Source organism: Sphingomonas sp. 179-I 2A4 NHS (genome assembly GCF_045369135.1).
Classification (GTDB): Bacteria; Pseudomonadota; Alphaproteobacteria; order Sphingomonadales; family Sphingomonadaceae; genus Sphingomonas.
On record NZ_JBIQFL010000001.1, the window covers coordinates 131,376 to 143,494 of the forward strand.

At 67.8% G+C, this 12,119-nt stretch carries 13 protein-coding genes; 11 read left to right on the forward strand and 2 right to left on the reverse strand.

All coding sequences use genetic code 11. The features are described from left to right. The first annotated feature begins 8 nt into the window (after window positions 1–8). From murC to ACH0CP_RS00625, 8 genes are all read left to right on the forward strand, one after another. Window positions 9–1,421, forward strand: coding sequence for a UDP-N-acetylmuramate--L-alanine ligase (gene murC / locus ACH0CP_RS00590; protein ID WP_294443164.1), 1,413 nt, complete (start codon window positions 9–11; stop codon window positions 1,419–1,421). Window positions 1,422–1,448: 27 nt separating this feature from the next. Continuing rightward, on the forward strand, window positions 1,449–1,706 hold the full coding sequence (locus tag ACH0CP_RS00595; protein WP_406875422.1) for a DUF6356 family protein: 258 nt from the start codon (window positions 1,449–1,451) through the stop codon (window positions 1,704–1,706). A gap of 61 nt (window positions 1,707–1,767) precedes the next feature. Further along, on the forward strand, window positions 1,768–2,481 hold the full coding sequence (locus ACH0CP_RS00600) for an alpha/beta fold hydrolase (RefSeq protein ID WP_294443163.1): 714 nt from the start codon (window positions 1,768–1,770) through the stop codon (window positions 2,479–2,481). Next, window positions 2,481–3,236 carry a hypothetical protein gene (locus ACH0CP_RS00605; RefSeq protein ID WP_294443207.1) on the forward strand — a complete coding sequence of 252 codons (756 nt, stop codon included), beginning with the start codon at window positions 2,481–2,483 and terminating at the stop codon, window positions 3,234–3,236. The genes ACH0CP_RS00600 and ACH0CP_RS00605 overlap by 1 nt, the downstream gene beginning before the upstream one ends. Window positions 3,237–3,243: 7 nt before the next feature. Then, window positions 3,244–3,702 carry a VOC family protein gene (locus tag ACH0CP_RS00610; RefSeq protein ID WP_406875421.1) on the forward strand — a complete coding sequence of 153 codons (459 nt, stop codon included), beginning with the start codon at window positions 3,244–3,246 and terminating at the stop codon, window positions 3,700–3,702. A 13-nt stretch (window positions 3,703–3,715) separates the two neighbouring features. Next, window positions 3,716–4,453: a hydroxyacylglutathione hydrolase gene (gloB, locus tag ACH0CP_RS00615; RefSeq protein ID WP_294445221.1), complete on the forward strand. Its 738-nt coding sequence runs from the start codon at window positions 3,716–3,718 to the stop codon at window positions 4,451–4,453. 36 nt (window positions 4,454–4,489) lie between these two features. Next, window positions 4,490–4,906: a hypothetical protein gene (locus tag ACH0CP_RS00620; RefSeq protein ID WP_406875420.1), complete on the forward strand. Its 417-nt coding sequence runs from the start codon at window positions 4,490–4,492 to the stop codon at window positions 4,904–4,906. Window positions 4,907–4,987: 81 nt separating this feature from the next. Then, the gene (locus ACH0CP_RS00625; RefSeq protein WP_406875419.1) at window positions 4,988–6,307 is read left to right on the forward strand and encodes a cystathionine gamma-synthase family protein; all 1,320 of its coding nucleotides are present in this window, start codon (window positions 4,988–4,990) and stop codon (window positions 6,305–6,307) included. A 69-nt stretch (window positions 6,308–6,376) separates the two neighbouring features. On the opposite strand, the gene ACH0CP_RS00630 is transcribed toward ACH0CP_RS00625, so the two are convergent. After that, window positions 6,377–7,045, reverse strand: a complete 669-nt coding sequence (locus ACH0CP_RS00630) for a TetR/AcrR family transcriptional regulator (RefSeq protein WP_294444959.1) — start codon at window positions 7,043–7,045, stop codon at window positions 6,377–6,379. A 166-nt stretch (window positions 7,046–7,211) separates the two neighbouring features. Here ACH0CP_RS00630 and ACH0CP_RS00635 point away from each other — a divergent pair, with 166 nt between their 5' ends. Together ACH0CP_RS00635 and ACH0CP_RS00640 are read left to right on the forward strand one after the other, a co-directional pair. Then, a complete protein-coding gene (locus ACH0CP_RS00635) occupies window positions 7,212–8,426 on the forward strand; it encodes an LLM class flavin-dependent oxidoreductase (RefSeq protein ID WP_406888920.1) in 1,215 nt (404 codons plus the stop codon). Beyond that, the gene (locus ACH0CP_RS00640) at window positions 8,423–9,277 is read left to right on the forward strand and encodes an SDR family oxidoreductase (RefSeq protein WP_294444957.1); all 855 of its coding nucleotides are present in this window, start codon (window positions 8,423–8,425) and stop codon (window positions 9,275–9,277) included. The genes ACH0CP_RS00635 and ACH0CP_RS00640 overlap by 4 nt, the downstream gene beginning before the upstream one ends. Before the next feature lie 39 nt (window positions 9,278–9,316). On the opposite strand, the gene ACH0CP_RS00645 is transcribed toward ACH0CP_RS00640, so the two are convergent. Next, complete coding sequence (locus tag ACH0CP_RS00645) at window positions 9,317–10,837, reverse strand: NAD(P)/FAD-dependent oxidoreductase (protein ID WP_294444956.1); 1,521 nt, start codon at window positions 10,835–10,837, stop codon at window positions 9,317–9,319. 163 nt (window positions 10,838–11,000) lie between these two features. Between ACH0CP_RS00645 and ACH0CP_RS00650 the strand changes: the two genes are divergently transcribed. Next, the gene (locus ACH0CP_RS00650) at window positions 11,001–12,083 is read left to right on the forward strand and encodes a zinc-binding dehydrogenase (protein WP_294444955.1); all 1,083 of its coding nucleotides are present in this window, start codon (window positions 11,001–11,003) and stop codon (window positions 12,081–12,083) included. The last annotated feature ends 36 nt before the right edge of the window (window positions 12,084–12,119 follow it).

Consider the following 12,119-nt stretch of genomic DNA (forward strand, 5'->3'; position numbering starts at 1 on the left):
GCGCGGCCATGCAGGACGGCAACATCGCAGGAAAGCGCTTCTTCTTCGTCGGCGTCGGCGGATCGGGCATGATGCCGCTGGCCATGATCCTGGCCGGGCGGGGCGCAAGCGTCGCAGGTTCGGATCGCGGGCTGGACCAGGGCCGGGTGCCGGCCAAATTCGCGGACCTGGAGGCGAAGGGCGTGGCGCTGTTCCCGCAGGACGGCAGCGGCGTGGTTTCCGCCGAGCAGATCGTGGTCGCGTCCGCTGCGGTGGAAGCGACGGTCGCGGATATCGTGGCGGCGGAGCGGCTTGGCTGCCGGAGGATGAGCCGCGCGGAGCTGAACGCTGCGCTGTTCAACGAGAGCCGGCTGCCGATCGGTGTGGCGGGGACCAGCGGCAAATCGACGGTGACGGGAATGATCGCGCGCATCCTGAGCGATGCCGGCCAGGACCCGACGGTGATGAACGGCGCGGTGATGAAGGATTTCGCCGCGCCCGACCGACCCTTCGCCAGCGCACTGGTCGGCGCCGGGGCGCCCTATGTCAGCGAAGTGGACGAGAGCGACGGATCGATCGCGCTTTATGCGCCGCGGATCGCGGTGCTGAACAACGTCAGCCTCGATCACAAATCGCTGGAGGAACTGAACACGCTGTTCGGCGACTTCATCGGAAAGGCCGGAACCGCGATCGTCAATGCCGACAATGCGGATGCGCGCGCGCTGGCGATGCAGCTGCCGCGCGAGCGGGTGACGACATTCTCGCTGATCGGCGACGCCGATCTGGTGGCGGAGGATATCGTCGAGGCGCCGTTTGCCGCGCGCTTCTCGCTACGTGGCACGACCGTCGCGCTTCAGGTGCCGGGGCGGCACAATATCGGCAATGCGCTGGCTGCGATCGGCGCGACCCTGGCGGCGGGCGTGTCGTTCGACGTGGCGGTGGGCGCGATCGGCCGCTTCACCGGGCTGAAGCGCCGGTTCGACCTGGTCGGCGAGGCGGGCGGCGTCGCCGTGATCGATGATTTCGGACATAACCCGGACAAGATTGCCGCGACGCTGGATACGCTTCATGCCTTTCCGGGCCGGTTGCTGATCCTGTTCCAACCGCATGGGTTTGGGCCATTGAAGACGATGCGACGCGAATTGGTGGAGAGTTTCGTCGAGCGGCTTCGGCCGGACGATCTGCTCGTCCTGCCGGATCCCGTCTATCAGGGCGGCACGGTGACGCGCGACGTGACCAGCGCCGATATCGTGCGCGACATCGAGATCGCCGGCCACACGGCGCGGCATATTCCCGACCGCGCGGCGGCGGCGGCACATCTGGTGGCATCGGCACGACCGGGCGACCGGATCGTGGTGATGGGCGCGCGGGACGACACCTTGCCGCTGCTGGCCGCCGACATGGTGGCGCAGCTAGGTGGCGCGGCCGGCGCCAAGTGCTAATCTCCCCCTCATCCTAACGGAGCCTTGATGATGATCCGCCGCCTGTTCCTCGATCACCCCGCATCCGTCGGTGAGAGCTATGCCGAGCACTTCGGTGTCGCGACCCGTTTCGGCGCGCTGATGGTGGCGGGCGGGATCGGGGCGCTGATTCACGGCGTGCTGCCGTTCGCGTTCAAGACCACCGGGAGCCGCACGATCGCCAAGCTGCACGCCGAAATGGTCGCCAAGCGGACCGCAAAGCGTGACGCGGAGACCCAGCTTCGCACCGTCGAATATGTGATCTGAGCGGCGGCGGGGGGCGCTTCGCGCCTTTCGCCCGGGGCGTTCCGCCCCTACATCGCGGCCCATGACCTTGCAGCGCCCGCGTCTTGCCTATCACCTGACCGAGGGCGCCGGCCCGACGATCGTGTTCCTTCCCGGCTATGCCTCCGACATGACCGGCGCCAAGGCGCTGGCGCTGGAGGAATGGGCGAAATCGGCCGGCCGCGCCTTCCTGCGTTTCGATTATGCCGGGTGCGGCGCAAGCGAGGGATCGTTCGAGGAGCAATCGCTGACCGACTGGCGCGATGACGCGCTGGCGATGATCGACCAGGCCGTCGAAGGCCCGGTGGTGCTGGTCGGATCGTCGATGGGCGGGTGGATCATGCTGCTGGCGGCGCTGGCGCGGCCGGAGCGGGTGGCCGCGCTGGTCGGCATCGCGGCGGCGCCCGACTTCACCGACTGGGGCTTCAGCCAGGAAGAGAAGCTCTACATCCTGCAGCACGGGCGGCTGGAGCGGCCCAACCCTTATGGCCCGGCGCCGACCGTCTATACCCGCCGCTTCTGGCAGGCGGGCGAGGCCAGCCGGCTAATGCACAAGCCGGTGGAGATCGACTGCCCGGTGCGGCTGATCCACGGCCAGCGTGACCCTGACGTGCCCTGGGCGCAATCGGTGCGGCTGGCGGAGCTGATCCGGTCCGAGGATGTGCAGGTGACTTTGGTGAAGGGCGGGGATCATCGCCTGTCGCAAGAGGCGGACATTGCGCTGCTGATCCGCACCGTCGAGGACGTGCTGCCGTGATGCTGCTTTTGATCGCAGGCGCGCTACAGGCCGCGGCACCCGCCGAACCGCCGACCATGCCGCCGACGGTAGCGGCATTGCCGGCGGGCGACAGCTGTGCCGCGCTGATCCGCGAGGACCCGGTCGCGGCCGAGCGGCGGGCAAGCGTCGATCGCAGCGTGGAGGGGCGGGCGTGCCTTGGCCTCGCGCTGACGGCGCAGAACCGCTTTGCCGCGGCGGCGGCGGCATTCGAGGAAGCGGCGCGCACCGCGGAGCTGGCGCGGACCGGCGAGGCGGCGCGCTTCTGGGCGCAGGCCGGCAATGCCTGGCTCGCCGGCGAGGACCCGGTGAAGGCACGCGCGGCGCTGGATGCGGCGCTGGCGGCGGGCACGCTGAGCGGCCTGGAGCGCGGCGAGGCGATGCTGGACCGGGCCCGCGCGCTGGTGGCGACGGGGGATTTGAAGGCGGCGCGCGTCGACCTCGACGGGGCGGTAGTGGATGCGGCGGACGATCCGCTCGCCTGGCTCCTGTCGGCGACGCTGGCGCGGCGCACCGGCGATCTGACGCGCGCCAAGGCCGATATCGCGCAGGCGCTGCGCCGCTCCGCCGACGATGCGCAGGTGCAGCTGGAGGCCGGCAATATCGCCGCGCTCGATGGCGACGAGGCCGGCGCCAAGGCCGCCTGGACCGCCGCGATGCGGATCGCGCCGGATCGGCCGGCGGGCCAGGCCGCGGCGCGCGCGCTGACGCAATTCAATGCCGACGGGCAGAAGTAACGGAGGAATGATGCGGTATCTGCACACCATGATCCGGGTGAGTGACCCGGACGAGACGATCAAATTCTTCGAGGTGCTTGGCCTGAAGGAAGTGCGCCGGATGGAGAATGAGGCGGGGCGCTTCACGCTGATCTTCCTCGCCACGCCCGACGACATGCGCGGGCCGGGCGAGCGCGCGCATGCCGAGGTGGAGCTGACCTACAACTGGCCGCCCGAGGACGGCAGCGCGCCGGAGGAATATACCGGCGGGCGCAACTTCGGGCATCTCGCCTATGATTGCGACGATATCTACGCGACGTGCCAGGCGGTGCTCGACGCCGGTTACACCGTCCACCGCCCTCCGAGGGACGGGTACATGGCGTTCGTGAAGACGCCGGACGGCATCTCGATCGAGCTGCTGCAGCTCAACGGACCGAAGCCGCCGCAGGAGCCCTGGGCGTCGATGCCGAACACCGGGACCTGGTAAGAAGGAGAAGACCATGACCTCGCCGCTGGAGATCGTGCGCGTGCCGGTGCTGAGCGACAATTACAGCTGGCTGGCGCATGATCCCGCCAGCGGCGAGACGATGGTGATCGATCCCGGCGAGGCGCAGCCGTTGCTGGATGCGGCGGCGGCGCGCGGCTGGCGGATCACGCAGGTGTGGAACACTCACTGGCACCCCGATCATGTCGGCGGCAATGGCGCGATTGTCGCCGCGACCGGCGCGACGGTGATCGGCCCGGAGGCGGAGCGCGGCAAGATCGGCGGGCTGGATGTCGGCGTTGGCGAGGGCGATACCGTGCCGCTCGGCACTCACGAGGCGCGGGTGATGAGCGTGCCGGGGCACACCCAGGGGCACATCGCCTTTCACTTCGCCGAGGATCGCGCGATCTTCACCGGCGACACCTTGTTCGCGATGGGCTGCGGCCGGCTGTTCGAAGGCACGCCGGACGACATGTTCGGGAACATGCAGCGCTACGCCACGCTGTCGCCGGAGACGCGCGTTTATTGCGGGCATGAATATACCCAGTCGAACGGCCGCTACGCCTTGGTCGCGGAGCCGGACAACGCGGCGATCCGGGAGCGGATGGCGCGGGTGGACGCGATGCGCGCGGCGGGCGAGCCGACCATCCCGACGACGATCGGCGAGGAACTGGCGACCAATCCGTTTTTGCGGGCGAGCGACGCGGCGGAGCTGGGCAAGCGACGCGCCGAGAAGGATAGTTTTCGCGGCTAGGTGCGTTGTGCGCGTGAAACGAATGGAGTGACGAGGATGCGCAAGGCCCTGATCTCATTCGCCTTGTCGGCCGCTGCCGGCGCCGCGGCCATCACCGCCGCGAGTGCTGCGGACAAGCCGCGCAACTCGCAGCAGCGGCTGGAGGAGCGGCTGCAGAAGGAACTGGCGCAGCTGAAGCCGCAGGCGCCGGTGGAATGTATCGACACGCGTTTCCGCAACATCAGCCTGACGGCGATCGGTAACAAGCTGATCTACCGTGAGAGCCGCAACAAGATCTACGTCAGCGACACGACCGGCGGGTGCGAGAATGTCGCGCGCGGTGACGTGCTGGTGACGCGCCAGTTCGGCACCCGGCTGTGCCGCGGCGATATCGCCACCACGATGGACCGCGTCGGCCGCTTCTATACCGGCAGCTGCGCCATCGGGACCTTCACGCCGTACACGAAGGGCTGATGGTCGCAGCATCAGGCATCGCTTGCGGGCCGAGCGCGTTACGTTAGTAACGAGCGATACGATCCTGAGTGGAGCAGCAGCATGACCAAAGAGACGGAAGCCGACCTGACCGGCGTCGCCCCGCGCGTATCGCCCAAACCGGCGGTTGACGAGATCGGCGGGCGCAAGCTGAAGCCGGCGACGCTGATGATGGGCCATGGCTATGACCCGGCGCTGTCCGAGGGATCGCTGAAGCCGCCGATCTTCCTCACCTCCACCTTCGTCTTCCCCAATGCCGCTGCCGGCAAGCGCCATTTCGAAGGCGTGACGGGCAAGCGCCCCGGCGGGGCAGAGGGCCTCGTCTATTCGCGCTTCAACGGGCCGAACCAGGAGATCCTGGAAGACCGCCTGAGCGTGTGGGAAGATGCCGAGGATGCGCTGACCTTCTCCAGCGGCATGTCGGCCATCGCCACGCTGTTCCTGTCGATGACCAAGCCCGGCGACACGATCGTCCATTCCGGGCCACTGTATGCGGCGACCGAGACGCTGATCGCGCGCATCCTGGGCAAGTTCGGGGTGAAGTGGCTCGACTTCCCGGCCGGTGCGACGCGCGAGGAAATCGATGCCGTGCTGACCGAGGCGGCGACCGGCAACGTCGCGCTGATCTATCTCGAAAGCCCGGCCAACCCGACCAATGCGCTGGTCGACGTGGAGGCCGTCGCGGCGAGCCGTGACGCGATCTTCACGGGTGAGAACAAGCCGCCGATCGCGATCGACAACACGTTCCTTGGGCCGCTGTGGGCCAAGCCGCTCAAGCAGGGCGCGGACATCGTTGTCTATTCGCTGACCAAATATGCCGGCGGCCATTCGGACCTGGTGGCCGGCGGCGTGCTGGGATCGAAGGAGCACATCAACACCATCCGGCTGATGCGCAACACGATCGGCACGATCTGCGACCCGAACACGTCGTGGATGCTGCTGCGCAGCCTTGAGACGCTGGAACTGCGCATGAGCCGCGCGGGTGAGAATGCCGCCAAGGTGTGCGAATTCCTGGCTGCGCATCCCAAGGTGGAAAAGGTCGGCTACCTCGGCTTCCTGGAGCGGGGCGAGGACAAGCGCCAAGCCGACATCTATCGTCGCCATTGCAGCGGCGCGGGGTCGACCTTCTCGCTGTACCTGAAGGGCGGGGAGACGGAGGCGTTCGCGTTCCTCGACGCGCTGAAGATCGCCAAGCTGGCGGTGAGCCTGGGTGGCACCGAGACGCTGGCAAGCCACCCGGCGGGGATGACTCACCTGTCGGTCGCCGATGAGCGCAAGGCGGCGCTGGGCATCACCGACAATCTGGTGCGTATCTCGATCGGCGTCGAGGATGCCGACGACCTGATCGCCGATTTCGAGCAGGCACTGGCCGCGATTGCGTAGCCGCGCGGAACTGATGAGTTGAGAGGGGCGGCGCGCCGGGGACGATCGAATGTCCCGGCGCGCCAGTCCTCAGGCGGCGGCGGGCTTGGCGCGCTGCCGCAGCAGATCGCGCTGGTACCCGAGCAGGCGCGCTTCGATCTGTGAAGCATGCGTGCTGGTCGCCGCGCCACGCAACGCCAGGGCATAGCCATAGCCGACATGCGCCTCGAGATCGCGCACGTCGATCGCGCCGAGCACCCAGGCCAGCATCGCGGAAACGAACACCGAGTCTAGCGCGACCAGAAGCGGATCGAGCGCGATATCGGCGAGCAACGTGCCGTCCGCCCGCGCTTCCCCAAGCAACGCTTCCCAGAAACTGTAGCGTTGCGATGATTGCAGTTCGCCGCGCAGCTCCTTGCTGTCGAAGCGGAGCGCCTCCGTCCACAAGGTGCGATAGAAATCGGGATCGTCGGCCAAATAGGCGAGGGTGATCGACACCGCCTCGAAGATACGGTCAATCGCGCTGGCACGTTCGAGCTGGGAGAAACGCTCGTGAAACTCCCGCACGTCTTCGAGCAGCGCGATGACGATGGCGCGCTTCGATCCGAACAGATTGTACGGCGTCGTCAGCGATACACCGGCGCGCGCCGCGATCGCCCGCATCGACAGGCCCGCGTCCCCGGTTTCCTTGATGAGATCACGCGCCGCAGCGACGATGCGTCGACGGCGCTCCGCCTTCGCGTCTTCGCGCCGGCTCAACTTGCGTTCCTCTTCACCTGATCTTTCCTACGAGCGGGCGGCCATTGCCGCAATCACCCGCGGGAGGCGACAGCGGCGATATTCATAACGTGTTCGCAAAATCCGCATTGCTCTCGATCAGGGGGCAGGCGTAGCATCGCGGCAAACAGAAATGAGGAGAGACTCAGTGCCCGCGAAGATCAGGTTCGGTGCGTTCATCGCCCCGTTTCACCCGCTCAATGAGAACCCGACGCTGGCGCTGGAGCGCGATCTCGATCTCGTCGTCCACATGGACAAGCTGGGCTATGATGAGGCCTGGATCGGCGAGCATCATTCTGCCGGTTACGAACTGATTGCCAGCCCGGAGCTGTTCATCGCGACGGTCGCGGAGCGCACGCGCAACATCCGGCTTGGCACCGGCGTCTCATCGCTTCCCTATCACCATCCGCTGATGCTGGCGGACCGGATCAACCAGCTGGATCACATCACGCGCGGGCGCGTGATGTTCGGGGTCGGCCCCGGGGCGCTGCCGTCCGACGCGTTCATGATGGGCATTCCGGTCGCCAAGCAGCGGGACCGGATGGACGAGGCGCTGGATGTGCTGGTGCCGCTGCTGCGCGGCGAACAGGTGACGAAGAAGACCGACTGGTTCGAGCTGAACGAGGCGCGGCTGCAGATGCTGCCGTACAGCCATCCGTCGGTCGAGATCAGCGTGGCGAGCCAGGTATCGCCGTCGGGTGCGACGGCGGCGGGGCGGCATGGGCTTGGCCTGCTCTCGATCGGGGCGACGCAGACGGGCGGGTTCAATGCGCTCGCCTCCAACTGGGCGATCGCGGAGAACCAGGCGGCCGACAGCGGCACGCGGGTGGATCGCAACCAGTGGCGGCTGGTCGGCCCGATGCACGTGGCCGCGACGCGGGAGGAAGCGCGGGCGCAGGTGCGCTTCGGGTTGGAGAAGTGGCTGTATTATTTCCGCGAGGTGGCGGCACTGCCGCTGGCGCCGACCGATGGCAGCGATCCGGTGGATGCGCTGGTCAATTCCGGCATGGCGGTGATCGGCACGCCCGAGGATGCGGTGAAGCAGATCGAGCGGCTGCGCGAGCAATCGGGCGGGTTCGGCGCGTTCCTGATGATGGATCACAACTGGGCGGAATGGGACGACATGAAGAAGTCCTATGAGCTGATCGCGCGCTACGTGATTCCCGAGGTGAACGGCGTGAATGCGAACCGCCATGCGTCGATCGAATGGGCCGCGGCGAACAGGCCGCGCTTCATCGGCGAGGCGCAGGCAGCGGTCGGCGCGCGGCTGGCCGAACACATCCAGAAGAAGGGGACGGAGAATATCCGGCCGGAGATCCTGGCGGCCATGGGCCTCGGCAAGAAGCCGGAGGCGGCGGAATGAGCGGCGAGGCCGGGACGGCCGGGGGCCGCAAGTCGATCTTCATCACCGGCGCGGCATCGGGCATGGGGCTCGCCACCGCGCGGCGCTTTGCGGGCGAGGGCTGGTTCGTCGGCGGCTATGACGTGAACCAGGTGGGGCTGGAGCGGCTGCGCGACGAACTGGGCGCGGAGAACTGCATCGTCCGCCGGCTCGATGTGACCGACCGCGAGGATTATCGCGCCGCAATCGAGGAATTCGCCGCAGCGACCGACGGGCGGATGGACGTGCTGTACAACAATGCCGGCATCGGTCGTGGCGGGCCCTTCGCGGACCAGCCGTGGGAGGACGTGCTGGCGGTGGTGCAGGTGAATTTCGTCGGCGTGCTGACCGGCATCCACCTCGCCATCCCGCTGCTGAAGGCGACGCCGGGGTCGCTCTGCTTCACCACCTCATCCTCGTCGGCCACCTACGGCATGCCGATGATCGCGGTCTATTCGGCGACCAAGCACGCGGTGAAGGGGCTGACCGAGGCGCTGGCGATCGAGCTAAAGCCTTATGGCATTCGCGTTGCCGACGTGCTGCCGGCGCTGATCGACACGCCCATCCTGCCGGAAGGGGCAGCGGCGGCGGCGCCCAAGACCGGGGTGTTCCGGGCGATCCCGCCGAGCGACGTCGCCGATACGGTGTGGGAGGCGTATCATTCGGACAAGCTGCACTGGTACGTGCCGCCCGAGCTCGTCGCGCTGGATCATATGGCGACGCTGGAGCCGGAGCGGACGCGTGACGAGATGGCGGCGGGCACGCTGTTCGCGACGATCGATGCGAGGAATGCGGCGGCGACGGTGCTGCCGGTGGCGGCGACGGCGGGCTGAGGGTGCGGGGGCGGGTTGTCCCGCTCCCCTGCGGCCCGATCAGGCGGCGAGCATGTCTGCCTGCGGATCAAGCCCGAGCGTCGCCATCAGCTGCGGTCGATCGGGGCCGGGCTTGGGCGCATAGGCCGCCTCGTTCAGGCGCCGGCCGCGCGCCCAATAGCCGAGCACCTTGCTGAGGTTCTGCGGCCGCTTCAGCCATGCCTCGGGATGTTCGAGCATGTGGAAGCCGCGCATCATCGCCCGCATCAGCCGGATATCGGAGCGGGCGGCGATGGTAATCCCATCCTCGACGAAGCTCTTGGCGACGCGCGCCTTGAGACGCGGTCGATGGGCCGGGCTGAGCGTGGCGCGGGCGCGGCGGATCGCCGAGCGATCCTGCTTCAGCATGAGATCGTAATAGGGCTTCACCTCGCGCGTGATGCCCTCGTCATAGGCGAGGATACGGGCGGCGGAATCCTTGCTGCCGTCAAGCGCACCGCGCAGCACGCCTGCGCTGACCGCCGCGAGCGAACAGCCGCGGCCGTAGAGCGGATTGGTGCGCACCAGCGCGTCGCCGATCGCGAAATAGCCGAGCACCGCCGGGCGACTGCCGGTGACGAGGCTGCGCCAGCGGCTGTGCAGATCGCCCATGCCGATCACCTTGCCGACCGGGCTCGACCTGGCGGGATCCACCCAGGGTGCCATGCCGGGCATCTGTTCGCAGATGCGCTGGAACATGTCGCCATCCATCACCGCGCGGCGCAGGCCGTTCTCGATCTCGGGCACGCATAACGTGATCGAGAAGCGCTGATTGTCTGCCGGGAAGACGCCGAACTTGAGATAGCCAAGATCGCCCGAGGCAGCGATTTCGCCGCGCGGCGGCTCCTCCTGCCCGTCGTGGAGGCGATAGTGGCGGGTGAAGTAGAGGACGCCAGCGGTTTCCGACGTTTCGGCGATCGGCGCGCCGGCCTTGATCAGCTGCTCGATCAAGTTCGCGGCCTTGCCGCCGGCGTCGACCACCATGTCGGCGGTGATCTCCTCCCGCCCGTCCGTGGTGTCTGCGAGGACCCCGGTGACGACGAAGGTGCCGCTCGCGTCCTTGTGGCTGAGCAGCTCGCGCACCTTGACGCCGCTGCGGATCGCGACACCGGGCAGGCGCTCGACGTAGCGGCGGATCACGAGTTCCAGCGTCGTGCGGCGGCTGGTGAGGATCGTCAGGTCCTCGTCGCCGGGCACCGGCACGTAGCGCGCGCGCAGCTTGGGCGGGAGCATATCGACGAAAGCGATGTCGCGGCAGCCGGCGGCGTAGAGATCGGCGAGCAGTTCAGGATGCTCGTCACGGATGATGTTGCGTAGGCGCGCGAGGAAGGCGTGGCTCTGGCGCAGCTGGCTGACGCCGCGGCGCTGCCATTGATCGAACGCGGCATCCGGGCCGCCGGGGGGCGGTGCCTCATCACGTTCGAGCAGCGTGACGCGCCGGCTGCCGCCGCCCAGCCGCAGCGCCGTACACAGGCCGGCAATGCCCGCGCCCACGACGATCACGTCTTCCTGTGGCGCGGCGTGGGTGGTGGTGGCGACCATGAACATCCTCCGGATCTCGTCGCGCCGGCATTTACCTGAGACCAACGGCACTCGCAAGAAATACAAACGCGTTATGGTTTTCGCTATTGCCTCGTGCGGCGGCGCGGGCCACGATGCGGCAAGAGCCGGTGGTGAACGCCGGCCGGTGGGGAGGATGGCGGCGATGCGCGCAGTGGTGAGACGCAACAAGAAGCTGGTGCTGGACGAGATCGCCGAGCCGACGCCGGGCGCGGGCGAGGTGCTGGTGAAGACGCTGGCCTGCGGCATCTGCGGATCCGATCTTCACGCCGTCCACTCGTTCGAGAACATGCTGGAGCTTGGCGCGCGCACCGGCGAGAAGCCGAAGACGGATCCGGCGCGTGACATGGTGTTCGGCCATGAATTCTCCGCCGAAATCCTGGACCATGGCCCAGGTTCGGCGAAGGCGCTGAAGGCCGGCACGCGCGTCGTCTCCATGCCGATCGCGATGAAGGCCGATGGCTATGAGGCGATCGGTTATTCGAACACGTACCCGGGCGGATATAGCGAGCGGATGGTGCTGAGCGAGGCCTTGCTGCTGCCGGTGCCGAACGGCCTCAGTGACGTGCAGGCGGCGATGACCGAGCCGTTCGCGGTGGGCGAACATGCCGTCGCGATGTCGGCCGCCGGAGCGGACACGGTGAACCTCGTCATCGGCTGCGGGCCGGTTGGCCTGGCCGTGATCGCGGCGCTGAAATCGCGCGGGCTGGGCCCCGTCCTCGCGTCCGACTTCTCGCCGGCGCGCCGTGCGGTGGCGGAGAAGATGGGGGCGGACATCATCGTCGACCCGGCCAGGGAATCGCCGCACACGCGCTGGAGCGATCTTGGCGTGCCGCGCACGTCGAGCGAGCGGATGGCGGCGATGATGACTGGGCAGAGCGGCAAGCGCGCGATCGTCTTCGAATGCGTCGGCGTGCCGGGCGTCATCAACAATATCGTCGAATCGGTACCGGTCGGCACGCAGGTGATCGTCGTCGGCGTGTGCATGGAAACCGACAAGATCGAGCCGTTCCTGTGCATCAGCAAGCAGATCGATTTCCGTTTCGTGCTTGGTTACAGCGCGGAGGAATTCGCCGCGACGCTGGGCAATATCGCGGAAGGCACGATCGACGTACTGCCGGCGGTGACGGACGAAGTGGGGCTGGACGGAGTGGCCGCCGCCTTCGCCGCGCTCGCGGACCCGGAGCAGCAGTGCAAGGTGGTCGTGCGGCCCGACAAGGTGAGCTGACGCAAACGAGGTGGATCAGAGCCGAGGGGGCGGGCG